This is a genomic window from Arthrobacter sp. Y3223151, from assembly GCF_059091125.1.
This window is the reverse complement of record NZ_JBNHGI010000016.1, coordinates 36050-61067: the sequence shown is the minus strand read 5'-3', so window position 1 is coordinate 61067 and position 25018 is coordinate 36050. Positions and strand designations below refer to the sequence as shown.

General features: G+C 68.5%; 22 protein-coding genes. 4 read left to right on the top strand and 18 right to left on the bottom strand.

Features of this window, described 5'->3' with window-relative positions; all coding sequences use genetic code 11:
- Nucleotides 1-494: 494 nt before the first annotated feature.
- From tyrS to argC, 12 genes are all read right to left on the bottom strand, one after another.
- Nucleotides 495-1811: a tyrosine--tRNA ligase gene (gene tyrS / locus AC5RUP_RS16180; protein ID WP_494154101.1), complete on the bottom strand. Its 1317-nt coding sequence runs from the start codon at nt 1809-1811 to the stop codon at nt 495-497.
- A gap of 4 nt (nt 1812-1815) precedes the next feature.
- The gene (locus AC5RUP_RS16175; protein ID WP_494154100.1) at nt 1816-4074 is read right to left on the bottom strand and encodes a HelD family protein; all 2259 of its coding nucleotides are present in this window, start codon (nt 4072-4074) and stop codon (nt 1816-1818) included.
- Nucleotides 4075-4199: 125 nt separating this feature from the next.
- Nucleotides 4200-4706: an adenine phosphoribosyltransferase gene (locus tag AC5RUP_RS16170; protein WP_493977814.1), complete on the bottom strand. Its 507-nt coding sequence runs from the start codon at nt 4704-4706 to the stop codon at nt 4200-4202.
- 42 nt (nt 4707-4748) lie between these two features.
- Nucleotides 4749-5378 carry a DNA-3-methyladenine glycosylase gene (locus tag AC5RUP_RS16165; protein ID WP_494154099.1) on the bottom strand — a complete coding sequence of 210 codons (630 nt, stop codon included), beginning with the start codon at nt 5376-5378 and terminating at the stop codon, nt 4749-4751.
- On the bottom strand, nt 5378-6367 hold the full coding sequence (locus AC5RUP_RS16160) for an SRPBCC domain-containing protein (RefSeq protein WP_494154098.1): 990 nt from the start codon (nt 6365-6367) through the stop codon (nt 5378-5380). The genes AC5RUP_RS16165 and AC5RUP_RS16160 overlap by 1 nt, the downstream gene beginning before the upstream one ends.
- Nucleotides 6368-6470: 103 nt before the next feature.
- Nucleotides 6471-7919: an argininosuccinate lyase gene (argH, locus tag AC5RUP_RS16155; protein ID WP_494154097.1), complete on the bottom strand. Its 1449-nt coding sequence runs from the start codon at nt 7917-7919 to the stop codon at nt 6471-6473.
- Between the two features lie 136 nt (nt 7920-8055).
- A complete protein-coding gene (locus AC5RUP_RS16150; protein ID WP_494067942.1) occupies nt 8056-8622 on the bottom strand; it encodes an arginine repressor in 567 nt (188 codons plus the stop codon).
- Nucleotides 8577-9536, bottom strand: a complete 960-nt coding sequence (gene argF, locus AC5RUP_RS16145; RefSeq protein WP_494154096.1) for an ornithine carbamoyltransferase — start codon at nt 9534-9536, stop codon at nt 8577-8579. The genes AC5RUP_RS16150 and argF overlap by 46 nt, the downstream gene beginning before the upstream one ends.
- Nucleotides 9533-10828, bottom strand: coding sequence for an acetylornithine transaminase (locus AC5RUP_RS16140; protein WP_494158754.1), 1296 nt, complete (start codon nt 10826-10828; stop codon nt 9533-9535). Before AC5RUP_RS16140 ends, argF begins: the two co-directional genes overlap by 4 nt.
- Entirely contained in the window at nt 10825-11733 is a 909-nt protein-coding gene (argB, locus tag AC5RUP_RS16135) for an acetylglutamate kinase (RefSeq protein WP_494154598.1), read from the bottom strand. Before argB ends, AC5RUP_RS16140 begins: the two co-directional genes overlap by 4 nt.
- Before the next feature lie 8 nt (nt 11734-11741).
- Nucleotides 11742-12893: a bifunctional glutamate N-acetyltransferase/amino-acid acetyltransferase ArgJ gene (gene argJ / locus AC5RUP_RS16130; RefSeq protein WP_494154597.1), complete on the bottom strand. Its 1152-nt coding sequence runs from the start codon at nt 12891-12893 to the stop codon at nt 11742-11744.
- Nucleotides 12890-13921: an N-acetyl-gamma-glutamyl-phosphate reductase gene (gene argC / locus AC5RUP_RS16125; RefSeq protein WP_494067947.1), complete on the bottom strand. Its 1032-nt coding sequence runs from the start codon at nt 13919-13921 to the stop codon at nt 12890-12892. The genes argJ and argC overlap by 4 nt, the downstream gene beginning before the upstream one ends.
- Before the next feature lie 192 nt (nt 13922-14113).
- Here argC and AC5RUP_RS16120 point away from each other — a divergent pair, with 192 nt between their 5' ends.
- A complete protein-coding gene (locus tag AC5RUP_RS16120; protein WP_494154596.1) occupies nt 14114-15079 on the top strand; it encodes a quinone oxidoreductase family protein in 966 nt (321 codons plus the stop codon).
- 119 nt (nt 15080-15198) lie between these two features.
- Here the strand turns inward: AC5RUP_RS16120 and AC5RUP_RS16115 are convergent, their stop codons facing one another.
- From AC5RUP_RS16115 to pheS, 3 genes are all read right to left on the bottom strand, one after another.
- The gene (locus AC5RUP_RS16115; RefSeq protein ID WP_494154613.1) at nt 15199-15909 is read right to left on the bottom strand and encodes a 4'-phosphopantetheinyl transferase family protein; all 711 of its coding nucleotides are present in this window, start codon (nt 15907-15909) and stop codon (nt 15199-15201) included.
- Nucleotides 15910-15992: 83 nt separating this feature from the next.
- Nucleotides 15993-18536 carry a phenylalanine--tRNA ligase subunit beta gene (gene pheT / locus AC5RUP_RS16110; protein ID WP_494154614.1) on the bottom strand — a complete coding sequence of 848 codons (2544 nt, stop codon included), beginning with the start codon at nt 18534-18536 and terminating at the stop codon, nt 15993-15995.
- 4 nt (nt 18537-18540) lie between these two features.
- Nucleotides 18541-19611: a phenylalanine--tRNA ligase subunit alpha gene (gene pheS / locus AC5RUP_RS16105; RefSeq protein WP_494023835.1), complete on the bottom strand. Its 1071-nt coding sequence runs from the start codon at nt 19609-19611 to the stop codon at nt 18541-18543.
- Between the two features lie 108 nt (nt 19612-19719).
- Between pheS and AC5RUP_RS16100 the strand changes: the two genes are divergently transcribed.
- Nucleotides 19720-20190 carry a hypothetical protein gene (locus AC5RUP_RS16100; protein WP_494158753.1) on the top strand — a complete coding sequence of 157 codons (471 nt, stop codon included), beginning with the start codon at nt 19720-19722 and terminating at the stop codon, nt 20188-20190.
- 114 nt (nt 20191-20304) lie between these two features.
- Complete coding sequence (locus AC5RUP_RS16095; protein ID WP_494154577.1) at nt 20305-21333, top strand: Rv2578c family radical SAM protein; 1029 nt, start codon at nt 20305-20307, stop codon at nt 21331-21333.
- A gap of 47 nt (nt 21334-21380) precedes the next feature.
- Here AC5RUP_RS16095 and AC5RUP_RS16090 read toward each other — a convergent pair whose 3' ends face one another.
- A complete protein-coding gene (locus AC5RUP_RS16090; RefSeq protein WP_494154576.1) occupies nt 21381-21827 on the bottom strand; it encodes a (deoxy)nucleoside triphosphate pyrophosphohydrolase in 447 nt (148 codons plus the stop codon).
- 205 nt (nt 21828-22032) lie between these two features.
- On the opposite strand from AC5RUP_RS16090, the gene AC5RUP_RS16085 reads away from it, so the two are divergent.
- The gene (locus AC5RUP_RS16085; protein WP_494154575.1) at nt 22033-23238 is read left to right on the top strand and encodes an MFS transporter; all 1206 of its coding nucleotides are present in this window, start codon (nt 22033-22035) and stop codon (nt 23236-23238) included.
- 33 nt (nt 23239-23271) lie between these two features.
- Here AC5RUP_RS16085 and AC5RUP_RS16080 read toward each other — a convergent pair whose 3' ends face one another.
- Together AC5RUP_RS16080 and rplT are read right to left on the bottom strand one after the other, a co-directional pair.
- The gene (locus AC5RUP_RS16080; RefSeq protein ID WP_494154574.1) at nt 23272-24195 is read right to left on the bottom strand and encodes a TrmH family RNA methyltransferase; all 924 of its coding nucleotides are present in this window, start codon (nt 24193-24195) and stop codon (nt 23272-23274) included.
- Between the two features lie 45 nt (nt 24196-24240).
- Nucleotides 24241-24912, bottom strand: coding sequence for a 50S ribosomal protein L20, sunset domain variant (gene rplT, locus AC5RUP_RS16075; protein ID WP_493977773.1), 672 nt, complete (start codon nt 24910-24912; stop codon nt 24241-24243).
- Nucleotides 24913-25018 lie beyond the last annotated feature (106 nt).

The following is a 25018-nucleotide window of genomic DNA, read 5'->3' as shown; positions in this document are numbered from 1 at the left end:
ACACACCACAGGGGCGGCACGCCACGGCACTTTCAACCAATAAATAATTGGTATCAACAAACTTGGCACACTATTGAGTTCTCAAACAACAGGAGCAAACGAATAATTCCCCAAAACAATTTCTTCCGAAATTCGCTTTGCTTTTCTTCGCTGCGATGTTTCTACTTTATTTCATTCCTTTTCTTTCTGTCAAATCGGCGTTTCCGCTTCATTTACCTCGAGAAAAGGAACCCATCACAAAAACCCAGCTAATTTGCCTGCGCACTCGGGCGCATGACAGTCGCTGTCTTTTTATCGAAGGGGCTTGTCGCGTTCCGGCCGGCTGTTTCACAACCAGCGGCGGCGACTTAGAAAACATTACACGGCACCGGACGGGCCCGCAAATCGCCGGCGGGTGATGCCCGCCACTGATGCCGAAGGGCCCGCGGCCTCCCCTGACCAGGGGGACTGCGGGCCCTTCGACGTGGCCGGCTGACGTGCGAACGCCGACGGAATCAGGCAGACACTTCGACCATGGCGAGAGTGCGCTTCCCGCGGCGCATCAACAGGTACTTGCCATGCAGGAACTGTTCACTCCCGACCGAAGCGTCCGGATCGGTAATCTTCTGGTTGTTAACGTAGGCGCCGCCCTCGGCTACGGTCCGTCGCGCCGCGGAATTGCTGGCGGCCAGACCGGACTGGACCAACAAGTCAATGATGCCGGTGGTGGCTGCACCGGTCACTGCGCTGGGCAGCTCGGCAGTGGCGGCGACAAGAGTCGCCTCGTCCAGCTCGGCCAGGTCGCCCTGCCCGAACAGGGCCGCGGAGGCGGCGATCACCTTCTCGGTGGCTGCGGGGCCGTGCACAATCGACGTCACGTCATAGGCCAACGCACGCTGTGCCTCACGGGCATGCGGCCGTTCGGCTACGGCGCGCTCAAGCGCTTCGATCTCCTCGCGGGAACGGAAGGTAAAGACCTTGAGCCGCTGCACCACGTCCGCGTCGGCCGTGTTGAGCCAGAACTGGTACATGGCGTAGGGGCTGCACATGTCCGCATCCAGCCAGATGGCATTGCCCTCGCTCTTGCCGAACTTGGTTCCGTCGGAGTTCGTGATCAGCGGCGTGCCGATGGCGTGAACAGACTTGCCCTCCACCTTGCGGATCAGCTCGATGCCGCTGGTGAGGTTGCCCCACTGGTCGGATCCGCCGGTCTGCAAGATGCAGCCGTACTGCCGGTACAGCTCCAGGTAATCCATGCCCTGCAGGATCTGGTAGCTGAATTCGGCGTAGCTGATCCCCTCGTCCGAGTTCAGCCGGGACGCGACGATGTCCTTCTTGACCATCGTGCCGACGCGGAAGTACTTGCCGATGTCGCGCAGGAAGTCCAAGACACTCAGCGGGGCCGTCCAGTCCAGATTGTTGACCATGCGCGCGGCGTTCGTACCGTCGAAGTCCAGGAAGCGCTGCACCTGTCCCTGCAGGCGGTCCACCCATTCGGCGACGGTTTCCTTGGTGTTCATGGCGCGCTCGGCGGTAGGGCGGGGATCGCCGACCAACCCGGTGGAACCACCTACAAGGCCCAGCGGCCTGTGCCCCGCCAACTGGAGCCGGCGCATGGTCAGCAGCTGGACCAGGTTGCCCAGGTGAAGGCTGGGTGCGGTGGGGTCGAAGCCGCAGTAATACGTGATCGGGTCCCCCGCCAGCACCTTCTCCAGTTCGGCTTCATCGGTCGAAACATGGACGAGGCCGCGCCACTTCAGTTCCTGCCAAACATTGGCAAAACCAGGGTCGTTGCGTTGGGAAGCGAAAAACGTATTATTCACGGATACCAAATTATCAGCCTTCAATGCCCTCGGGGACGTCGCCTTCGGCCAGCAGCCGGAGCCGCTGGGTCGGACGGGTCATGGCGACATAGAGATCTCCGACGCGGCCGCCGACCCGGTGCAGCAGCTCACCCGGCTCAAGCACTACGACGGAATCGAACTCCAGGCCCTTTGCCTCCTGCGGACCCAGCACGCTGATGTCCTGTTCCATCCCCCCGGCACCGCCGCCCACCCGTGCCCCATAGGCTTCGGTCAGCGCGTCCCGGACGTCCCGCAGGCGGTGGTCGGAGGCAATAACCGCCAACAGACCGCCGTCGGCAGCGGCAAGCTCCTCGGGCATGACCTCCAGAAGCCGTTCGACCATGCGGCCCTCCGGCACCCGGTCCACGACCGGCGACCAGCGGCCGTCGCGCACCGCCTTCGGAGCCGTCACGACCAGGCCCGCGGCGTTGGCCATCCGGACCGCGGCCTGCGCAATCTGGGAAGGCGTGCGGTAGTTCACGGTCAGTTCTTCAAGCTGCCAGCGGTCGCCGGCGAACGGCTCGAGTGCCTGCTGCCACGATTCCGCGCCGGCGGCCGAACTCGTCTGGGCGATATCGCCGACGACGGTGAACGACTTGAGCGGGCAGCGGCGCATCAGCAGCCGCCACTGCATGGCCGACAACTCCTGCGCCTCGTCGACCACAATGTGGCCGAAGGCCCAAGTGCGGTCAACGGCGGCCCGTTCGGCCGCCGTGAAGCGGGTCTGCTGCGCCTGGTTGTAACCGGCCAGGTCCTCGGCGCTGACCACGCCGTCGATCCCGATGTCACGCAGCATCTGGTCGACGTTCCGCAGCGACTGCTCCGCATTGGCGACGTCGCGGGCCCGCTCGGCATCCCGCTGGGCCTTGTCCCGCCCGGCCGAGGCATCCATGTCCCCGAGCAGCTCCGCGGCTTCATCCAGCAACGGCACATCGGCTTCCGTCCACGGCGCGTCCGCGGGGCGCAGCAGCAGCTTGCGTTCGGCTTCCGTCAGATCGGGAGCGGCCGCCTCCAGATGGGCCGGCTTGCTGAGCAGTTCCCTGACCAGCTGTTCCGGGGTCAGCGGCATCCAGCACAGATTAAGCGCCACCCTGACATCGCGCGAGGTGCGCACGTCTTCGATCAGATAGGCACGGTCCGCGTTGTTTCCCGGTCCGGACGATTTCTCCAGTGCCTCCGCCAACTGGTCCGCCAGTTCGCGCAGCAGGATCTTCACGAACGTGACCCGGGCCGTGTTGTGTGGTTTACCGGTCGCCCGTGCCCGGTCGCGGGCCCGTGCCACTTGGCGCGATGTCAGCGTCAGCATGGTGCCTTCGACGTTGAGCCTGCGCGGTTCCGCCGGAAGCCGCTGCCGGTTGGCCACTGCGTTGGCAACGACGCCGGCCATGGCCAGGCGGCCTTTGATCTCGGCCACGGCCGGGTTGCTCTCGGACACGGTCCGTACGCCGGGCATCAGCCCGCCCAGGGTGGACATCACCACTCCGGTCTCGCCCAGCGAGGGAAGCACCCGCTCGATGTACTTCATGAAAGAGTTCGATGGCCCCACCAGCAGCACGCCGGCGGACTTCAGCCGTTCGCGGTGCGAATACAACAGGTAGGCCGCCCGGTGCAGGGCGACGGCGGTCTTGCCCGTACCGGGACCGCCCTGCACCACGAGGATCCCCGGCATCGGGGCCCGGATGATGCGGTCCTGTTCGGCCTGGATGGTGCCGACAATGTCGGACATGGCTCCGGTCCGCTTCGAATTCAGCGCCGCCAACAGGGCCCCTTCGCCCTGCAGGACCCCGTCCTCGGAGAGCATGGTCGGATCCAGCACGTCGTCTTCGATGCCCTTGACCTGGTGCCCCTGCAAAATCAGGTGCCGGCGCCGCCGGACTCCCAGCCGTTCGAAGGCCGTAGCCTGGTAGAACGCCCCGGCTTCGGGCGCCCGCCAGTCCACCATCAGCTGCTGCAGGTCTGCCGTGCTGAGTCCGATCCTCCCGATGTAGCGGCGGTCGCCGTCGTCCAGATCGAGCCTGCCGAACACCAACCGGTCGTCCACGGCGTTCAGTTGCGCCAGCCGGTCTTCGTACATGGTGGCAAAAGCGTCGCGCTCGGAAATGTTCTGCATGCTTCCCACGGCCCCGCTGCTGCGGACGCGGGCCAACTGTTCCTGTTTCTCGGCGCGCAGTTCTTCCAGTCGGCGGTACAGCCCCGCCACGTAGGCGCGCTCAAGTTCAAGCTCGGCATGGGCCGAAGGCGATTCAGGCATACGTGTTTTCCCTCCCCAAAAGGCAGACCGTCCATTCTACTACCGGCGCGCCGAATTTTCTTCCGCCGGAACGACCGCGGGCGGGTGGGCACGCGCCCTTTCGCCAAGGACGCAATTGCCGGGGGCTATTCACGCACCAGCGAGCGGATGCGGTGCCCGGTCAGGGCAGACCTGCCCCGCAGGGCCGAGAGCTCGAGGACCACGCCGAATCCGGCAACCTGCACCCCTGCCCGTTCGAAAAGGCGGCACGCCGCGCCGAGGGTCCCTCCGGTGGCCAGCACATCGTCCAGGATCAGGACGCGCGAACCCGGCACCAGTTCATCGGCATGGATCTCCAGCGTGGCGGTGCCGTACTCCAGCGCGTAGTCTTCGGAAATCGTCCTGCGCGGCAGTTTGCCTTTCTTGCGCACGGTGATGACCCCGGTGCCGGAGGCATACGCGGCCGCAGCGGACAGCAGGAAGCCGCGGGCCTCGACACCGGCGACGGCGTCGAACTGGCCCTCGAACGGATCGATCAGGGCGTGCACCAAGGCGTGCAGCGCCTCGCCGTCGGCGAATACAGGGGTAAGGTCCCGGAAGATGATCCCTGGCTTCGGATAGTCCCGAACCGTTTCCGAAAGACGGTTGACCATGGCTTCAACTGATTCGTGGGGACGTTCATTCACCCGTCTACCCTACCCGCTGCCGGCGCGCCGGCGCGGCTTCGCGGCCCGGTACTGCGAGACCGTCGGGTCCCCCTCGAGCCAGAAACGCCACGGGTAGGCCGCGGTGCCGCCCTCGCCGCTCACGCCCACCCGCGGCCCGCTCCGCACATGCTGATGGGAGGCCCGGACCGCCGGTCGTGCGAGTTCCAGGTCCCCTTGGGTGAGGGCCCTGCCGTTGTCCGCCAGCGTCAGCCCCAGGGCCGTGGCCAGCCGGGCCGGCCCCCGAGCCAGTTCCGCATCGTTTTTGGCCGAAGCGCGCCGGCTTCGGGCAAGGTCAAGGCCTTGGGTGATTTCACCGGCGCGGAGCAGGACGCCCGTTGCCTGGCCCTCATGGCCGCACACGATGTTCACGCAATGGTGCATGCCATAGGTGAAGTAGACATAGATGTGGCCGGGCGGGCCGAACATCGCCTTGTTGCGGTTTGTCGGGCCGCGGAAGCCATGAGATCCGGGGTCGTGCTCGCCCATGTAGGCCTCAACCTCGGTGAGCCGCACGGCTACTGTTCCCTCGGGTGTGCTGTGTGCCAGGCGGGCGCCGAGCAGCCCCGGAGCGACGTCCACGGCGGGCCGGGCGAGCCAGTGAAGTAACGCTGCGTCCATTAGGCCGGCTGCACCCGCTGGTAGAAGCGCGTCAGGGCTTCGAGCCGGTGGGCCGAATCATGCACATGGCCGCCGCCCAGCACCGTGGCGAGGGCATCCAGCCGCGCATGCCAGCGGGCCATCAGGGCTTCGGGCGATATCTCCCGGCCGATGTTGTGCACCAGCAGCAGGCGGGTCTTGCCGTCGGCCGGTTCCAGCATCCAGTGCACGGTTCCGCTGCCCTCCGGAGCGGTCCAGGTGTAGTCGAGACGGCTGCCGGCGAGCACATACTCAACGTCCCCGTTAACCGTCCGTTCCGGCAGGGTGAATTCGACGGCGCCGCCGGTCTGCAGCTCCACGCGGCCGGGGCCCAGCCACTTGCCGAACAGCTCCGGCTCGGTCAGGGCCGCCCAGACCTCCGTTGCGGCGGCGTCGAGCAACCGTTCGAAACGCAGGCTGGTGCGCCCCGAATCCTTGTGGGCGGTGCCCATCGAATGCGAGAGCCGGAAGTGGCGGGCATAGGCCTCCCGCAGCCGTGCCCATCGACCGGGCTCCGGGTCCGACGGCCGCCCGCCCGCGACGGCGGCGAGTGCGTCCAGGATTGTTTGCCAGCCCGCGCTGCCTTCGGTCAGGAAGTCCGGCCCCTCGGCGCGTGAGCGGAACTGCAGCAAGGTACCGCCGTCGCTCTCCAGCACCCGCCATTCGATGACCGCTTCCTGCCCCAGCTCGTCCTCCCAGCTGATCTGCAGGCTGAGCGGCGGATTCAGCTGCAGGACTGTGCCGCTGGTGGTGCCACCGCCCAGATCCAACTCATAGGTATGGCCCAGCTGCCAGTCGGCATCGAGCGTGCCGAGCCATTTGGCGACGTTGACCTTTTCCGCCAGCAGGCTCCAGATGTAGCTGCGCGGGTAATCGAACTGTCGGTCGAAGGCCAGGACGTAATCCCCGTCAACCCGCTCGATCCGGCCCTCCGGCACCAGCTTTTCCTCGTCCTGGCTCAGCGTCGACATGCTCGCTCCCTCGGCTCAGTGGCTCTCGACCCGTCGCTTCACAAACTACCGCAGCACCATTTGCTACCGGCCGGTAACTTACCCGTTCCGGGGTGCGGCCGGCTCAGGGGCGGTCGCCGGAGACGTAGCCACGTGCGCCGTCCAGCGCTGCCTCAAGCGCCGCAATCTGGGCGGCCACGGCGGCCGGGGCGGTGCCGCCCTGCGAACTGCGGCTGGCCAGCGAACCTTCAACCGTGAGCACTTCACGCACCTGCGGAGTCAGCTGCGGGGAAATGGCCGCGAATTCCTCGTCCGTCAGGTCCCAGAGTTCAACTCCGCGGCTTTCGGCCTGTTTCACGGCGGCACCGGACAGCTCGTGCGCTTCCCGGAACGGAATGCCTTGCCGGACCAGCCATTCGGCGATGTCGGTGGCCAGCGCGAACCCTTGCGGGGCCAACGCTTCCAGCCGCTCGGTATTGAAGACAAGGGTTTCGATCATGCCGGCAACGGCGGGCAGCAGCAGCTCCAGGGTGTCTGCCGCGTCAAAGACCGGTTCCTTGTCTTCCTGCAGGTCGCGGTTGTAGGCCAGCGGCAGGCCCTTGAGCGTGGCCAAGAGCCCCGTCAGGTCGCCGATCAGCCGGCCGGCCTTGCCGCGGGCCAATTCCGCAACGTCCGGGTTCTTCTTCTGCGGCATGATCGAGGAGCCCGTGGAATAGGCATCGTCCAGCGTCACGAAGGAGAATTCCTTGGTGGCCCACAGGATGACTTCTTCCGATATCCGGGACAGGTCCACGCCGATCATGGCCGCGACCCAGCTGAATTCGGCAAAGACGTCCCGCGCCGCAGTTCCGTCGATCGAGTTCCAGACCGCGGAGTCGAAACCGAGGTCCGCCGCGACGGCGTTGGGGTCCAGGCCGAGCGAGGAACCGGCCAGGGCCCCGGAGCCGTAGGGAGAGACCGCGGCCCGCTTGTCCCAGTCCGCCAGCCGCTGGACGTCCCGCAGCAGCGCCCAGGCGTGGGCCAGCAGGTGATGGGACAGCAGCACCGGCTGCGCGTGCTGAAGGTGGGTGCGGCCCGGCATGGCAACCTCCGGATACCGGCGCGCCTGGGCGAGCAGCGCATCGATGGTTGCCAGCACTCCCCCCGCGATGATCCGTGCGTGGTCGCGCAGGTACATCCTGCCCAAGGTCGCGATCTGGTCGTTGCGGGACCGCCCGGCCCGGAGTTTTCCGCCCAGCTGGGCGCCGGCCCGTTCGATCAGCCCGCGCTCCAGGGAACCGTGCACGTCCTCGTCCGACTCGGCCGCCGCATACGCGCCCGACCGCACGTCGTCGTCGAGCCGGTCCAGGGCGGCGAGCATGCCTTGCAGTTCGGCGTCGTCGAGCAGTCCGGCCTTGTGCAGCACCTTGGCGTGGGCGCGGGAACCTGCGATGTCGTACTGTGCCAAGCGCCAGTCGAAATGCGTGGACTTGCTCAGCGCGGCCAGGGCATCGGCCGGCCCACCGGCGAAGCGGCCGCCCCAGAGGGCGCCTTCGTTGGTGTGCCCGGTGGGGCTCTTCGGTTCCTGCGTCACGTTGTATCTTCCCTTTCCGCCAGGTTGCCCTGGTGACGGTTCCGCATCCTGCCGTGCCGGCCGGCGGAGATGGCTCGTTGCGCCGGCTTCCGCGCCGGCGCCCGCAGCTGCTGTTGCTGCGACTAGGTTATGGGGTTCAGGCGTTGCGCGAGGATTCGTCGGCGAACTGCAGGAACCGTGCGGCGAGCGCAGCTCCGCCGGCCGGATCCCGAGTCACCAGCAGAACGGTGTCGTCGCCCGCAATCGTGCCTAAGACCGACGGCATGACCGAGTGGTCGATGGCCAGCGCCAGGAAGTTGGCCGCCCCCGGCGGTGTCCGCAGGACCACCAGGTTTGCGGAGGCCTCGGCGGTCACCAGCAGGTCGGCACAGAGCCTGGCCAGCCGGGCGTCCAGGATTTCCTGGGTGACACCGCTCTGCGGCGTGCGTTCCCCGCCCTCGCCGGGCACCGCATAGATCAGCCCGCCGTCCTGGCCGCGCACCCGTACCGCCCCCAGTTCCACCAGGTCCCGCGAGAGCGTGGCCTGGGTTACCTGGACTCCCTCGTCCGCCAGCCGGGCGGCCAGTTCCGCCTGGGAGCGCACCGACTCGCCGGTGAGGATCGCGGTGATCTTGGCCTGGCGGGCGGTCTTGGTGGCCGGCATCGTGTTCACCGCCGTCAGCTCCCGGCCAAGGGAGCCAGCGACGACCGGTCCATCAGCCATGCCATCAGCGCCTTCTGGGCGTGCAGCCGGTTCTCCGCCTCGTCCCACACCACCGACTGGGGGCCGTCGATGACCTCGGCGGCGATCTCGTAGCCGCGATAGGCGGGCAGGCAGTGCAGCACGACGGCGTCGTCGGCTGCCAGCTTCAGGGCCGCCTGGTCCACGGCGTAGTCCTTGAACAGTTCCAGCCGCTCCGCCTTCTCCTCTTCCTGCCCCATCGAGACCCACGTGTCCGTGGCGACGACGTCGGCCTCCGCCAGCGCCTTGGCGGGATCCGTGGTGACCAGAACCGATCCGCCGGTTTCGGCGGCGCGTGCTTCGGCTTCGGCCACGACCGAAGCCGCCGGCAGGTGCCCGGCCGGTCCGGCGATCCGCACGTGCATCCCCGCCGTCGCTCCCGCGAGCAGGTACGAGTTGGCCATGTTGTTGGCCGCATCGCCCAGGTAGGTCATGGTTAGGCCGGCCAGCCTGCCTTTGTGTTCCTGCACCGTCAGCAGGTCGGCCAGCAACTGGCAGGGGTGATAGTCGTCGGAGAGCGAGTTAATGACCGGCACCCGGGACAGCGCCGCCATCTCCTCCAGCCCGGCGTGGGCGTAGGTCCGCCAGACGACCGTGGTGACCATCCGTTCCAATACCTTGATGGTGTCGGAGACGGACTCTTTGTGTCCCAGCTGCGACTCGCCGGGATTGATGACCAGCGGCACCCCGCCCAGGTCCGCGATCCCGGCGGCGAAGGACACCCGGGTGCGGGTGGAGGTCTTGTCAAAGATCACGGCCACGGTCTTGCGTCCCGCCCCGTCTCCGGCGTACGGCTGGTAGCGGTAGGGAGACCGCTTCATGTCAGCGGCCAACTGCAGCACTTCCGCCTGTTCGGCCGGGCTGAGGTCGGTGTCCTTCAGGAAGTGGCGGGTCATGATGCGTCCTTGCTGGTAGCGGCGGCCACGGCAGCCGCGGTGGTCAGGATGTCCGGCAGCGCGGCGGTGAACCGGGCGGCCTCTTCGGCGGTCAGGATCAGCGGCGGGGCCAGCCGCAGCGTGCGCGGGCCCGGGTTGTTGATGATGAAGCCGGCTTCCAGGGCGGCAGCCACCGCGGCAGCGGCGATGTCGGCATCCAGGTCGATCCCGATCAGCAAGCCCTCGCCGCGGACCTCGGCGACGTGTTCCAGGTTAGCCAGGTCCGCGCGCATCCGCTCCCCCAGCCCGGACGCGTGGACCAGCAGCCCGCGCGACTCGATGGCCTGCAGCGTCGCCAGGCCCGCCGCCGTCGCCACCGGGTTGCCGCCGAACGTCGTTCCGTGCTGGCCCGCCGTCAGGAGTTCGGAAGCAGTTGCGCCGAAGGTGATCAACGCGCCGACCGGCAGCCCGCTGCCCAGGCCCTTGGCCAGGGTGATGGCGTCCGGGACGATCCGCTCGCCGCCGGCCACGCCGCCCTGGAACGCGAACCACTTGCCGGTGCGGCCGACGCCGGTCTGCACCTCGTCCAAAATCAGCAGCGCGCCCGCGGCCTCGGTGGCTTCGCGGGCCGCCTTAAGGTAGCCCGCGGGCAGCGGCCGGACGCCCACCTCCCCCTGGATTGGTTCCAGCACGACGGCGGCCACGGACTCGTCGACGGCGGCGCGGAGGGCCTCCTCGTCACCGAAGGGAAGGTGGATTACGCCGCCGGGCAGCGGTTCGAACGGTTCACGGTAGGACTCCTTGGCCGTCAGGGCCAAAGCCCCCATGGTCCGGCCGTGGAAAGCGCCCTCCAGGGCCAGGATCTTGGTCCGGGTGGGGCTCGAGTTTCGCCGGGCCAGCTTGAACGCCGCCTCGTTGGCTTCGGTGCCGGAGTTGGCGAAGAACACCTTGGAACCTGCCGGAGCGGCGGCGAGCTGCAGCAACCGCTCCGCCAGCGCGATCTGTGCCGGGCTGGTGAAGAAGTTCGAGACGTGCCCGAGGGTGGACAACTGGGTAGCCACGACCCCGGTCAGGAACTCGTCCGCGTGGCCGAGCGCGTTCACCGCGATCCCGCCGAGCAGGTCCAGGTATTCCCTGCCGTCCGCGTCCCACACGATGCAGCCCTTGCCGCGCACCAGGACGCGCTGCGGGGTTCCGAAGACCCCCATCAGCGACCCGCGATACTTCTCCAGCAACTGCCGGTTGCCCAGGCCTTCCAGTGCTTCCAGCCCGGCGAGGCCGGCGGCCGGGGAAACGGTATCCGGGGTGTTCATGCTGCTTCTCCGTCCGGGACGACCTGGGTGCCGATGCCGGCCGCGGTAAAGATTTCCAGCAGGATCGAGTGCGCCATCCTGCCATCGACGACGGCGGCGCGCTCGACTCCCCCGTCGACCGCCTTCAGGCAGGCTTCCATCTTGGGAATCATGCCGGACTGCAGCCGCGGCAGCAGCTCGCGCAGCTCCCCCGCCGTCAGCGACGAGATCAAGGAGGACTTGTCCGGCCAGTTGGCGTACAGCCCCTCCACGTCGGTGAGGATGACCAGCCGCGAGGCGTGCAGGGCGTCCGCGACCGCGGCGGCCGCGGTATCGGCGTTGACGTTGAGCACCTGGTTGGTGCCTTCGCCGTCGCCGCCGATTTCCGGCGCCACGGTGGAGATCACCGGGATGCGCCCGGCGTCGAGCAAATCCAGGATGGCGGACGGGTTGACGCCCACGACTTCGCCGACCAGGCCCAGGTCGATGTCTTCGCCGTCCACCACGGTGCCGGTGCGCACCGCCTGCAGCAGCCCGCCGTCTTCACCGGAGAGGCCCACGGCGTACGGCCCGTGCGAATTGATCAGGCCCACCAGTTCCCGGCCGACTTGCCCGGTGAGCACCATGCGCACCACGTCCATGGCTTCGGGGGTGGTGACCCGCAGCCCGCCCTTGAACTCGGACTCGATGCCCAGCCGGGAGAGCATGGCGTTGATCTGCGGTCCGCCGCCGTGGACGACCACCGGCTTGATGCCGGCGTGGTGGAGGAAGACGATGTCTTCGGCGAACGCCTGCCGCAGTTCGTCATTGACCATGGCGTTGCCGCCGTACTTGATCACCATGGTGGTGCCGGCGAACCGCTGGATCCAGGGCAGGGCCTCGATCAGCGTGGCGGCCTTGTCCTGGGCCATCAGCATCGTGTTCATCTCGGTCCTCAGCTGGAGTAGGCGGAGTTCTCATGCACGTATTCGTGCGTGAGGTCGTTGGTCCAGATGGTCGCGGTCTCGCCGCCGGCATTCAGGTCGATCACCACGGCCACGTCGCGGCCGTTCAGGTCCACCAGGTCGCGCGGTTCGCCCACGCCGCCGTTTCGGCAGACCTGCACGCCGTTCATGCTGACGTTGAGCTGGTCCGGCTCGAAGGCGGCGTCGGTCGTGCCCACCGCTGACAGCACCCGGCCCCAGTTCGGATCCTTGCCGAATATGGCGGTCTTGAACAAATTGGAGCGGGCCACTGCGCGGCTGACGGTTTCCGCATCCCGCTCGGAAGCGGCGTTGATCGTCGTGACCGCGATGTCGTGGCTGGCGCCCTCGGCATCGGTAATCAGTTGCCGGGCCAGGTCCGCGCAGACGCCGGTCAGGGCGGCGGTGAAGTCGTCCAGCGCGGGAATGACCCCGGAGGCGCCCGAAGCCAGCAGCACCACGGTGTCGTTGGTGGACATGCAGCCGTCGGAATCCGTCCGGTCGAAGGTCAACCGCGTGGCCTCGCGCAGCGCCACCTGCAGCGCCTGCGGTGCGAGTTCGGCATCCGTGGTGATGACCACCAGCATGGTAGCCAGGCCCGGGGCCAGCATGCCGGCGCCCTTGGCCATGCCGCCGATGCTGTACCCGCCGCCGGTGAACAGGGCCTGCTTGGAAACGGAATCGGTGGTCATGATGGCTTCGGCCGCGTCGGCGCCGCCCTCGTCGGACAACGCCGCTGCAGCAGCTTCGACGCCCGGCAGCAGCTTGTCCATCGGCAGCTGCTCGCCGATCAGCCCGGTGGAGCACACCACCACGTCGCCCGAGGAAATACCGAGCAGGGCTGCGGTTTTCTCGGCGGTGGCGTGGGTGTTCTGGAAGCCCTCGGCCCCGGTGCAGGCGTTGGCACCGCCGGAATTCAGCACCACCGCGTCCGCCCGGCCGTCGCCGATCACCTGCCGTGACCAGTGCACGGGAGCGGCAGCCACGCGGTTCGAGGTGAAGACTGCCGCCGCGGCCCGCTGTGGTCCGTCGTTGACCACCAGCGCGACGTCGGGCTTGCCAGAGGCTTTCAGGCCGGCGGTGGCGGCGGCGGCGCGAAATCCCTGTGGTGCGGTAACGCTCACGGTGCTATCCCCTGCTGGGTCAGGCCGGCGGTCTCGTCGAGGCCGAGGGCGATGTTCATGGACTGGATGGCGCCGCCGCCCGTTCCCTTGGTGAGGTTGTCGATGGCGCAGGTGACGACGGCGCGGCCCGCGTGCTCGTCGAAGGCCAGCTGCAGGACGGCGTGGTTGCTGCCCTGCACCGACTTGGTATTCGGCCACTGGCCCTCGGGCAGCAGGTGCACGAACGGTTCGTCCGCGTAGGCGGCCGCCCAGGCGCGGCGCAGCGACTCGGCGTCCGTACCGGGCTTGGTGCGCGCGGTGGCGGTGGTCAGGATGCCGCGGCTCATCGGCGCGAGGGTGGGGGTAAACGAGATCGTGACCGCCTCGCCGGCGGCCGCCGACAGCCCCTGCTCGATTTCCGGGGTGTGCCGGTGGCCGCCACCGACCCCGTAGGGGCTCATGCCGCCCATGACTTCCGAACCGATCAGGTGTACCTTGGCGGACTTGCCGGCCCCCGAGGTGCCGGACGCGGCGACAATGACCACGTCTTCGGGCTCCAGCAGCCCGGCCTCGAAGCCCGGGGCCAGCGCCAGCAGCGAACTGGTGGGATAGCAGCCCGGGACGGCGATCCTGCGGGCGCCGCGCAGCTTGTCCCGGTGCCCGGGAAGTTCGGGAAGGCCGTAGGGCCAGCTGCCGGCGTGGGCGGTGCCGTAGAACTTCTCCCAGGACAGCGGGTCCACCAGCCGGTGGTCCGCGCCCGCATCCACCACCAGCGTGTCTGCCGGCAGCGCGGCGGCGATCTCCGCGCTGGCGCCATGCGGCAGCGCCAGGAACACCACGTCGTGCCCGGCCAGGTTCTCGACGGTTGTGTCGACCAGGACTTTGTCCGCCAGCGCATGCAGGTGCGGCTGCAGTTCCCCCAACCGCGAACCGGCATTGCTGTGTGCGGTGACGGCTCCGACCGAGACCTCGGGGTGGTTCGCCAGCAGGCGGAGGACCTCGCCGCCCGCGTAACCGCTGGCGCCGGAGACTGCAACCTTAATTGTCATGGCATCCAGCATACAGCAAGACTATGCATCGGAGAGGATATTTATGCATCCTCCTGCGTGCCCTGCCGGCGGATGAGGCGGGCCGGGCGGACCGACGTTAGCGCCTACGATGGGTTCTGAGCCGGCAGGCCCTCAGCGGCCCGGATTCCGCCGCCGGCACCGATTGTCCCGAGTACCTTAAGGAGACCCTACATGGCCAAGGCGATCGTGGCCGCCGCACCCGGCGGTCCGGAAGTACTGCAACTGCGCGAGGTCGACACCCCCCAGCCCGGCCCGGGCCAGCTGCTGGTCAAAGTTGCCGCGGCAGGTGTGAACTTCGTCGAGACCTATGAGCGCAGCGGCGTCTACAACGTCCCGTTTCCGTACACGCCCGGCTCCGAGGCCGCCGGCACGGTCGAAGCCGTCGGCGCCGGCGTCGACGGCTTCGCCCCCGGCGACCGCGTCGCCTTCGCCGAGGGAGACCGCACGTACGCGGAGTACACCGTGGTCTCCGCCGAGGCGGCGCTCCCGGTGCCGGACGGCGTGGCCGACGATGTGGCGGCCGCCATCCCGCTGCAGGGCATGACGGCGCATTACCTCATCAACTCCAGCTTCAGGGTCCAGCCGGGCCAGACGGTACTCACCCATGCGGGTGCCGGCGGCGTAGGCCTGATCCTGACGCAGCTGCTCAAAGCCAAGGGCGCCCGCGTGATCACCACGGTGTCCACCGACGACAAGGAAGACCTGGCCCGCAGCGCCGGGGCGGATGAGGTCCTCCGCTACGACGATTTCGCCCGGCAGGTGCACCAACTGACCGCCGGGACGGGGGTGGACGTGGTCTACGACGGCGTCGGCAAGGACACCTTCGACGGTTCGCTGGCCAGCCTGCGTACCCGCGGCATGCTCGTGCTCTTCGGCGGCGCGTCGGGCCAGGTGCCGCCGTTCGACCTGCAGCGGCTCAACCACGCCGGATCGCTGTTCGTCACCCGCCCCAAGCTGGCCGACCATCTGCTGACGCCGCAGGAACGGCGCTGGCGTTCCAGCGAACTGTTCGACGCCGTCCTGTCCGGCCGCCTGGACATCCGGATCGGCCGAACATATTCCCTCGCCGAAGCAGCGCAGGCACACGAGGACCTGCAGGCCCGCCGCACCACCGGCAAGCTGCTGCTGGCCCCGTAGCCCGCCCGGGTTGCCGTCGACGCCCTCCCTGCCTGCCGGCGCCGGCGTCCCGGCGCCGGCGGAGGAGGAAATTTCGGCGGACGGGGAGGGCGGGCGGAGCGCCAACCCTCCCTCCCCGTTCAGCCCTGGACGGCCGCAGTTTCCCGGTAGGTGATCTTCGGGTCGGCCGACCCGCCAACCGCCAGCGCCGCGGCGAGGCCGGGCGGCACTTCCCCGCCGGCATCCGCCAGCGTGAGGTCCAGCAGTTGCAGCCCGGGACGGTCTCCTGCTTCCCCTGGCCAACCGGACAGCTGGGGTTCACCGTCCGCACCGGCGACGCCGATCGTATCCGGCGGCAGCCGCAGGCCATGACCGGTCGACTTCAGCACGGCCTCTTTCCTGGTCCACAGCCGGGCCCGCAGCAGGCGCGGGTCGGCTGCCTGTTCCACCAGGGTCCGCTCCGCTTCCGTGAGCATGACGGCGTCGATATTGTCCTCCGGCCGGAAAGCGTCCGCCCAGGCGTCTTCGATGTCGACTCCGAGCAGCACGGGCCGGAAGGACAGTGCGGCCAGCAGCCAGCGGCCCGAGCGGGCGTAGCTCAGGCGGGCGGGCGCCGGAGCGCCGTCCAGCAGCAGGTGCGGCTGGCCATGCCGGCCATCGTTGCCCCGCGTGCATTGGCGGCAGTCGAAGGCGAGCCGCATCCGGTCGGGGTCGACGTTCAGTTCCCGCGCCGCCAGCAGGCGGACTGCTTCGCGGGTGTGCGCGCGGACGCTGGGACGCCGGTCCGGCCCGCTGGCGGCCGGGAACCCGTTTTGCAGCTGCACCAACTGCAGTATCACCTGGGCCTTCATGCGTTCCTTTTCCCTTTCCCCCACGACGGCGGGGCCCACCTGCTTCGGTGGGCCCCGCCGTCGTCATTCATGGCAGTAACCGGTTACCGCTGAACGGCACCGCAGCGGGCTGCGGCCAGCTCCACGGCCTGTGCCCGTGCCGCGGAGGCCTCGTCGGCGGTCAGCGTGCGGTCATTCGCCCGGAACCTGAGCCCGAAGGCCAGCGATTTCTTCCCGTGCTCGATCCCGGGGCCCGAATAGACATCGAACAGGGCCACATCTTCCAGCAGTTCGCCCGCGCCTTCACGCAGCGCCTCGCGGACTGCTTCGGCCGGAACCGACGAATCGACGACCAGCGCCACGTCCTGGGTGGACACCGGGTAGGTGGACAGGTGCTTGGCCACGATCACATCAGCGGCGGCCTCAAAGAGTGCCTCGCCGTTCAGTTCCATGGCGGCAGTCCGCGCCGGCAGGTCCCCGTCCTGGAGCAGCTTCGGATGCAGCTCGCCGGCGTAGCCGACGACCTCGCCGGTGCGCAGCGACAACTGCGCGGTGCGGCCGGGGTGGAAGGCCTGGTGCTGCCCCTGGGCGACGACCAGTTCTATGCCGAGGACGTCGCCGACGGTCAGTGCGGCGTCCAGCGCGTCCGACCATTCCCAGGTGCGGGGTGTGAACCCCGCGCCCGGTGCCGCCTCGTGCCCGATCAGGACCGCGGCCACGTGCCAGGGCTGGTCCGGGATCCCGGCCTGCAGTTCCTCGAGCACCTCGTCGGAGGGCCTGGCGCCCAGCGGGGGCAGGACCGGAGACCCGGTCTTGTCGCCGGGCAGGAACACCAGGCCGCCTTCGTACAACGCCAGGTCGCGGAAGCCGCGGGAATGGTTGCGGCGTGCGGTCTCCAGCAGGCCCGGCAGCAGGCTGGTGCGCAGGTACCCGAATTCGGCGGAGATCGGGTTCGCCAGCTTAACGGCGGCAACCCCGGAGCCGGCCTCGGGAGTTCCGAACGTTTCGTTCTGCCCGGTGGAAACGAAGGGGTAGCTGAGCACCTCTGTCAGGCCGGCGTCGGCCAGGGACTGCAGCACGCGGCGCCGCTGCTGCTGGCCACGGGACAGGCCGCGCCCCGGTGGAGCCACCGGCAGGGTGGCCGGGATCCGGTCATAGCCCACCAGCCGGGCGATTTCCTCGACCAGGTCCTCCTTGATGGCCAGGTCGGGTCGCCAGCTGGGCGCCGTGACGCGCAGGCCGCCGTCGTACCGTTCGATGCAGGCGCCGATGCCGGTCAGGGCGGATTCGATCTGCCCTGCCGTGTACTCGAAGCCGATGAGTCGGGAGGCGAAACCGTCGGGCAGGTCGATCTCGACGGGTGCCGGACGTGCCCCGACATCCGTGGCGGCGGTGTCGGCCGTGCCGCCGGCGAGTTCGACCAGCAGGTCCACGGCGCGCTGCGCCGCCTCGTCCGCAATTTCCCAGTCCACTCCGCGCTCATTGCGCTTGGACGCCTCGGACGGCAGCTTGTGGCGGCGCCGGGTGCGGCCCATGGAGACGTCGTCGAAATGGGCGGACTCAATCAGCACATTGGCGGTTCCGTCCCCGACCTCGGTTTCGGCGCCGCCCATGACGCCGGCCAGGCCGATGGCGCCGCGGTCATCCGTGATCAGCAGGTCCTCGGTGGAGAGCCGGCGCTCCTTGCCGTCCAGGGTCACCAGGGTCTCGCCCGGATTGGCCCGGCGGACCACGATCGGGCCCTGAAGCTTGTCCGCGTCGTAGAAGTGCAGCGGCTGGCCCAGTTCCAGCATCACGTAGTTGGAGATGTCGACCACCAGCGAGATGGAGCGCATGCCGGCCAGGCGCAGCCGGGAGGCCATCCACTGCGGCGTGGGCCGCGACGGGTCGACGCCGCGGACCGTGCGCGCCACGAAGCGGTCGCAGCCGGGCTTGCCATAGACCGGGGACCGGTCTTCGAGCCGGACGGGGTGGCCCTCGCCGGTCGCCTCGGGAACATCGATGCGGCTGGCCGGGTCGACGAATTCGGTGCCGGTTGCCAGCGCGTATTCACGGGCCACGCCCCGAATGGAGAAGCAGTAACCGCGATCCGGCGTCACGTTGATCTCGGCCGCCTCGTCGGTCAGGCCGAGCAGTTCCATCGCGTCGGTGCCGATGTCCGGGTCGAGGCCGAGCCGGGACAGCACGATGATGCCGTCGTGGTCCTCGCCGATGCCGAGCTCTCGGGCGGAGGCGATCATGCCGGCGGAAGTGTGCCCGTAGGTTTTGCGCGGGGTGATCCGGAAATCCCCCGGCAGCACCGCGCCGGGCAACGTCACCACGACTTTGTCGCCCACCTCGAAGTTGTGGGCTCCGCAGACGATGCCCTGCACGCCGGACGGGTCGATGCCGTCGCCGGTGAGCGGCTGGCCGGCGCCTTCCGGCGCCACGCGGACCTGGCACCAGTTGATGGTCTTGCCGTTTGACTGCGGCTCGTTGACCACGTCGAGGACCTGTCCCACCACGATCGGCCCGGAGATCGAATCGGACGGACGGTGGACGTCCTCTTCTTCGAGCCCGACCTTGACGAGGTCGGCCATGACGTCCTCGGCGGTGGCGTCTGCGGGAACCTGCGCGTACTCGCGCAGCCAGGAAAGGGGAATACGCATAGTTCTAGATCTCCATCCCGAAGTGCTGGCTGAAGCGGATGTCGCCTTCAATCATGTCGTGCATGTCCGGGACGTCGTTGCGGAACATGAGGGTGCGTTCGATCCCCATGCCGAAGGCGAAACCGGAGTAGACCTCCGGATCGATGCCGGCAGCGCGCAGCACATTGGGGTTGACCATGCCGCAGCCGCCCCACTCGATCCAGCGGGGGCCGCCCTTGGCGCCCGGATGCCAGATGTCCATCTCGGCGGAGGGCTCGGTGAATGGGAAGTAGGCCGGGCGCAGGCGGATCTTGGCCTCGGCGCCGAACATCTGCCGCGAGAAGTGCTCCAACGTGCCGCGCAGGTCGGCCATCGTGAGCCCCTTGTCCACGGCCAGGCCTTCAAACTGGTGGAATACAGGCGTATGGGTCGCGTCCAGTTCATCGGTGCGGAATGTCCGGCCCGGGCACAGCACGTACACGGGCAGGTCCCGTTCCAGCATGGAGCGGACCTGCACCGGCGAGGTGTGGGTCCGCAGCACCAGATGGGCCTCGGGCGGTTCCACGAAGAAGGTGTCTTGCATCTCCCGTGCGGGGTGGTCCGGCTTGAAGTTCAAGGCGTCAAAGTTGAACCACTCGGATTCCACCTCCGGCCCCTCGGCGATCTCCCAGCCCATGCCGACGAAGATGTCGCTGACCCGTTCCTGCAGTGTGGAGAGCGGGTGCCGGGCACCGGCGCGGCGGCGGCGCGGAGCCGCTGTAACGTCCACGGCCTCCTCGACGAGGATCTGTGCCTCCCGCTCGGCCTCCAGTTCGGCGGTGCGGGCGGCCAGCGCCTGGTTGATGCGTCCGCGGGCCGGACCCACGATCTTGCCGGCGGCCGCCTTGTCCTCTTTGGCGAGCTTGCCGATTTCGCGGTTGGCCAGGCTGAGCGGGGATTTCTCGCCGGCGTGGGCGAGCCGGGCGGTCTTGAGCCCGTCCAGGTCGGAGGCAGCCTTAAAAGCCATCACCGCCTGCTCGACGGCGGCGGCCACCGCGGCTTCGTCGAGGGGGCTCGGCACGGGTGGCTCCTGGGCTGGGGGTGTCACGTCAGACATGTGCTGTGGGGACCTCGGAATAGGTTAAAGGGTTTCCGCCCGCATACGGGCAACCAGTCCAGTCTAGTTCACGGGCTGGCACCGCCCCGAAACGCTTACGATGGGCCCATGACGCCGTCCGAGAAGCTGCGTGCCGCCTGGAACCTGCTCAACGGCTCCACCCTGTTGGGGCTGACCCTCGCCGCCGCGGTCCGCTGCAGCCTGCATCCCGGACCCCATGGCCTGATCCTGGCCCACGGCTATCGGCCCGGGCTGCCGAAGGCCGCTGCCTTTACCGTGGGCAACGTGGTGCTGTTCCGCGACGCTGCGGTCGGACTGGCCGGCAATCCGGTGCTGCTGGGCCACGAATCCCGCCACAGCAGCCAATATGCCTGGTGCCTGGGCCTGCCGTTCCTGCCGCTGTACGGCTTCGCTGCCGCGTGGTCGTGGTGGCGGACCGGCGACCCGGCGTCCCGGAACGTCTTCGAGCGGCTGGCCGGGCTGCAGTCGGGCGGCTACGCGGAGCGGCCGGTGCGGCGGGGGCCTGGACGGCGCGGGCCTGGGCCGCGCGGCTCGCGTCCCGTGCGGGCGGCCGGCTAGCTTTCCCGCGGAACTCCCCTCCGGCCCTCGGCCCGTGCGGGCGGCCGGCTAGCTTTCCCGCGGAACTCCCCTCCGGCCCTGTCGCGCAGTTCGAAGATGTGTTCTACTTAAAGCATGAGGTGGTCCTCCCAGCAAGCGGAACCAGGCGCACTGCTCCCGTTGTCCGGACTCGTCCGGAGCGTCCAGACCCCCGGTTTCGCCGGCATCACATTCCATGAGGTCATGGCCAAGTCGGCGCTGAACCGCGTGGGCGCCGGCTCGCGGATGCCGTTCGAATGGACCATCAACCCCTACCGTGGCTGCAGCCATGCGTGCGTGTATTGCTTCGCCCGCAAGACGCACAGCTACCTCGATTTGGACACCGGGCTGGATTTTGACAGCCAGTTGGTGGTCAAGGTGAACGTGGGCGAGGTGCTCCGACGCGAGCTTGCCAAGCCGTCGTGGAAGCGCGAACACGTGGCCATGGGCACCAACACTGATCCTTACCAGCGGGCCGAGGGCCGCTACAAGCTGATGCCGGAGATCATCAAGGCCCTGGCCGGGTCAGGAACCCCGTTTTCGATCCTGACCAAGGGCACCTTGCTGGCCCGTGACGTGCCGCTGCTGCGTGCGGCGGCCGGGGACGTCGAGGTCGGCATGGGGATTTCGCTCGCCATGACCGACGCCGGACTGGCGCGCCGGGTGGAGCCGGGAACACCGACCCCGCGGGCCCGGCTCGAGCTGATCGCCAGGCTCAGCGACGCCGGCCTGCCGTGTTCGGTGATGGCCATGCCGATCCTGCCCTGGCTGACGGACTCGGAGGAGGCGCTCGACGGGCTCTGCGCGGCCGTTGCGGCAGCCGGTGCCACCAGCATGACGGCGGGCGCGCTGCACCTTCGTCCCGGCGCCAGGGAATGGTATCTGCAATGGCTGGCCACGGAATACCCGCAACTTTTGGGCAAGTACCGCCGCCTCTACGACGGCGGCACGTATGCCGCCAAGGACTATCGGGTTTGGCTGGCGGACCGGGTCCGGGCAGCCAAGCGCCGGCACGGATTGGAAAACGCTGCCCGGCTGCGCAACGTGCCCATGCGGCCACCGGCGGAAAGTCCGGCAGCACCGTCCGGCAAGCCGGCCGCAGCGGGACAGGCGACGTTGTTCTAACTTCCCGGCAAGGCCGCGGCCCCGACGACGGGGTCCGGCCGGAGCCGTTACGCGGGACGGCCGGCGGTGTGGCCCGCAGCGGCGAGCACGGCCTCGAGGATCGGAAAATCTGCGGGGATCCACGGCAGGGCCGCAGCTTCTGCCGCCTCCAGCCGGACCCAGCGCAATTCGTCGTGGTCTTGCAGCGGCTTCGGCTGCCCGTCGGTGATGTAGGCACACCATACGCGCATGGCCGCCGCCTCATTCAGCGGCCACCCCTGCGGGAACGGACCGGAGACTTCGACTCCCATCTCTATTCCGACCCCCAGTTCTTCGCGGATTTCGCGGCGCAAGGCGTCTTCGCAGCTCTCCCCCGGCTCCACTTTGCCGCCGGGGAACTCCCACAGGCCGGCCAGCGCCTCTGGCGCGGTGCGCCGGGCGGCCAGCAATCTGCTCGGCGCGTCGCGGGCGTCGAGGATGGCTGCCCCTACAATCTGTTTCAGGCTCGTTTGCACGCGGATCAGTCTACGGTGCATGTCTTGCCTGGCTCCCCGCACGGACTATGCCGCAGACCACAGGTCACACGGGTCCGGAATGGGATGCCGCGCCGTCGCGTTGCCGTACAGTGACAGCCGGTGCCCGCAGCTGCCGCCCGTGCCGTAGGCCATGGCATGCAGGCGTGCGCCGGCGCCCAGTTGTCCGTCCGACCGAAAGCCGATCATGAATTCCCCGACACTCGTCACCGCACGGAGGCAGACCGAAAACCGCCGGACAGCGTGGGCCATCGTCGCCTTGGCCATGGGCGGCTTCGGCATCGGCACCACGGAATTTGCCATCATGGGCCTGCTGCAGAATGTGGCGGCCGGCCTGGACGTCTCCATCCCGGAGAGCGGGCACTTGATTTCCGCCTATGCCCTGGGCGTGGTGGTCGGCGCGCCGCTGCTCGCAGCCCTCGGAGCCAAGCTTCCGCACAAGCACATGGTCCTGGGGCTGATGGTCCTGTTCACGCTCGGGAACCTCTCGTCCGTGTTCGCGCCCGACTACGCCACCATGCTGGCCACCCGGTTCATTTCCGGCCTTCCGCACGGCGCCTATTTCGGCGTGGCCGCCGTTCTGGCCGCCTCGCTGGTTTCGCCGACCCGCCGCGCGCAGGCGGTGGCCATGGTCATGCTCGGGCTCTCCGTGGCCAACGTCGTCGGCGTACCGTTGGTGACCTGGCTGGGCCAGCAGTACGGCTGGCGGCTGATGTTCGTGGCCGTGGGCATCGTCGGCGCGGTGACGATACTGATGCTCCAGCGGCTGGTCCCCTTCAGCCCGGCGCATGCGGAGGCCGGCATCCGCCGGGAACTCGGCGCCCTGAAGCGGATCCAGGTCTGGTTGGCGCTGTTGATCGGCGTGGTTGGCTTCGGCGGATTCTTCGCGGTGTATTCCTACATCAGCCCCACCATGACCGAGGTGACAGGCCTGGCCCCGGCCGCCCTGCCGCTGATTGTCGGCCTCTACGGCCTGGGCATGGTCGTCGGCACCTTCATCGGCGGCAGGTTGGCGGACCGCTCCGTGATGGGGACCATCTACCAGGTGATGACGGCGATCATCGTGATCCTGGTGTTCTTCTGGGCGGCCTCATCCATTGCCGCCCTGGCAATTCCCCTCGTGTTCCTCCTCGGGGCCGCAGGATCGAGCCTGATCCCGGCCCTGCAGACGCGCCTGATGGACGCCTCCCCCAACGCCCAGACCCTGGCCGCGTCGCTGAACCATTCGGCGTTGAACATGGCCAATGCCCTCGGTGCCTTCCTGGGCGGCCTCGTGATCTCCTGGGGCTGGGGATATGCCGCGCCGGCGCTGGTAGGTGCCGGGCTGGCATCCTTGGGGCTGGTCATCGCCGCTCTCAGCGGGGCGCTTGAGAAACGGCGCAGCCTCGCCTGAGGCGCAATATGCGGCTGCCGGGCCGGTCAGCAGCTACCCTGCAGGCCCGCGTCGACGCTGGGATCTGGCGGAGGCGTACAGGCAGACGGTGGCAGCCGTGCCGACGTTCAAGCTTTCGGCCTGGCCGTAGACCGGCACTGCCACCCGATGGTCCGCGGCAGCCAGCTCTTCCGACGACAACCCTTGGGCTTCGTTCCCAAAGAGCCAAGCGGTAGGCGCCGCCAGATCCGGAAGGCCGGCCGCACCCTCGTCCCCGGCTGCGGGACCTTCTCCCATCCGGGCCAGCGCACTGCGGTCCTGCAGGTCGTCCAGATCGACGGTGCCGTAGCCGTCAGCTGCCAGTATGGTCGCGCCGGCGGCGCGCACGGCGGCCGCCACGTCACCGAAATCGTGACCGTTCACCACAGGCAGGTGGAAGATCGATCCGGCCGTGGAACGCACGGCCTTGGGGTTGTAGATATCCACGCTGGAGTTGGTCAGGATCACGGCATCGGCGCCGGCTGAATCGGCCGCCCGCAGGATGGTGCCGGCGTTGCCCGGGTCCTGCACCCGGACCATGACCGCCAGCAGCAGGGGTTTGCTTTGCAGGACCTCGTTCAGCGGCCGGTCCAGGTAGTGGCAGACGGCCACGATCCCCTGCGGGTTTACGGTGTCTGCCATTGCGGCCAGAACCGCATCGGTGGCCAGCCGCAGCGGCACGCCGTCGGCAAGGTCGGCCAGTTCAGGCGAGCGGTCCAGGCAGGCTTCGGTGGCGAAGACCTCGGCCACGGTGCCGCTGTTGCCGGCGGCAAGATGCGCGCGGTGGGCCGACAGGGCCTCGCGGACAGCCTGCGGGCCTTCGGCCAAGAATTGGCGGCGCTTTAAACGCACCGAGCGCCCGGCAAGCTTTGCCACATCCCTGACCCGATCAGCTCGGGGGTTGGACATGACGGCTTGCGGGCGCCCGGTAGTGCTCATACAGCGACTATAACGTCGCCACATAAGCGTTGATGCATCCGGTGCTTATTCGGCAACCTTCTGGCGGGCCTCGCCGCCGGCGGGCTCGAAGCCGGCAGCCTTGGCGGCCTCCACGGACTCGAACCAGTACACGGGAGTGGTGTTCTCGTACCAGGTGGAGCCCGGGACGTGGTACTTCTTGGACTGGTTGCCCTTGATGGTGTAGCCGGCGGGAGCGTCCTCGCCGTCAACGGCCTTCACGGCGCCGGCAACTTCGCCGGCTTCAGCGGCAGGCGCGGCAGCCTTTGCGGCCGGGGCGGCCTTGGCTGCGGCGGCAGGCTTGGCGGCAGCGGTCTGACGCTCTGCGGGAGCCGAAGTGTCGGCCGGCAGGGCGTCCTTGGCTACCTGCACCAGCGCGGCGAAGGCGCCGGCGTCGGACACGGCCAGCTCGGCCAGCATGCGGCGGTCGACCTGGACCTCGGCGGCCTTCAGGCCCTGGATGAGGCGGTTGTAGGTCAGGCCGTTGGCGCGAGACGCAGCGTTGATGCGCTGGATCCACAGGCGGCGGAAATCACCCTTGCGCTTGCGGCGGTCGCCGTAGCTGTACACGAACGAGTGCAGCAGCTGTTCCTTGGCCTTGCGGTACAGGCGGGACCGCTGTCCGCGGTATCCGGCAGCCCGGTCCAGGATGACCCGGCGCTTCTTGTGGGCGTTGACCGCCCGCTTCACACGTGCCACGTGCGTACTCCTTTTGATGATTGGTGCCCGGTGTTCGGCCGCCGCAATCGGCGGCCGGGGGCAAAACTAGCTGGATGGCCCTTGCGGCGTCACCGCGCGGACCGGA

Bases quoted from the DNA above. Each gene is read 5' to 3' on its own strand.
- AC5RUP_RS16175 (WP_494154100.1), bottom strand. From the start codon at position 4,074: ATGCCTGAATCGCCTTCGGCCCATGCCGAGCTTGAACTTGAGCGCGCC.
- AC5RUP_RS16170 (WP_493977814.1), bottom strand. From the start codon at position 4,706: ATGGTCAACCGTCTTTCGGAAACGGTTCGGGACTATCCGAAGCCAGGG.
- AC5RUP_RS16165 (WP_494154099.1), bottom strand. From the start codon at position 5,378: ATGGACGCAGCGTTACTTCACTGGCTCGCCCGGCCCGCCGTGGACGTC.
- AC5RUP_RS16160 (WP_494154098.1), bottom strand. From the start codon at position 6,367: ATGTCGACGCTGAGCCAGGACGAGGAAAAGCTGGTGCCGGAGGGCCGG.
- AC5RUP_RS16150 (WP_494067942.1), bottom strand. From the start codon at position 8,622: ATGGCTGATGGACCGGTCGTCGCTGGCTCCCTTGGCCGGGAGCTGACG.
- argF (WP_494154096.1), bottom strand. From the start codon at position 9,536: ATGACCCGCCACTTCCTGAAGGACACCGACCTCAGCCCGGCCGAACAG.
- AC5RUP_RS16140 (WP_494158754.1), bottom strand. From the start codon at position 10,828: ATGAACACCCCGGATACCGTTTCCCCGGCCGCCGGCCTCGCCGGGCTG.
- argB (WP_494154598.1), bottom strand. From the start codon at position 11,733: ATGAACACGATGCTGATGGCCCAGGACAAGGCCGCCACGCTGATCGAG.
- argC (WP_494067947.1), bottom strand. From the start codon at position 13,921: ATGACAATTAAGGTTGCAGTCTCCGGCGCCAGCGGTTACGCGGGCGGC.
- AC5RUP_RS16120 (WP_494154596.1), top strand. From the start codon at position 14,114: ATGGCCAAGGCGATCGTGGCCGCCGCACCCGGCGGTCCGGAAGTACTG.
- AC5RUP_RS16115 (WP_494154613.1), bottom strand. From the start codon at position 15,909: ATGAAGGCCCAGGTGATACTGCAGTTGGTGCAGCTGCAAAACGGGTTC.
- pheT (WP_494154614.1), bottom strand. From the start codon at position 18,536: ATGCGTATTCCCCTTTCCTGGCTGCGCGAGTACGCGCAGGTTCCCGCA.
- pheS (WP_494023835.1), bottom strand. From the start codon at position 19,611: ATGTCTGACGTGACACCCCCAGCCCAGGAGCCACCCGTGCCGAGCCCC.
- AC5RUP_RS16100 (WP_494158753.1), top strand. From the start codon at position 19,720: ATGACGCCGTCCGAGAAGCTGCGTGCCGCCTGGAACCTGCTCAACGGC.
- AC5RUP_RS16095 (WP_494154577.1), top strand. From the start codon at position 20,305: ATGAGGTGGTCCTCCCAGCAAGCGGAACCAGGCGCACTGCTCCCGTTG.
- AC5RUP_RS16085 (WP_494154575.1), top strand. From the start codon at position 22,033: ATGAATTCCCCGACACTCGTCACCGCACGGAGGCAGACCGAAAACCGC.
- AC5RUP_RS16080 (WP_494154574.1), bottom strand. From the start codon at position 24,195: ATGAGCACTACCGGGCGCCCGCAAGCCGTCATGTCCAACCCCCGAGCT.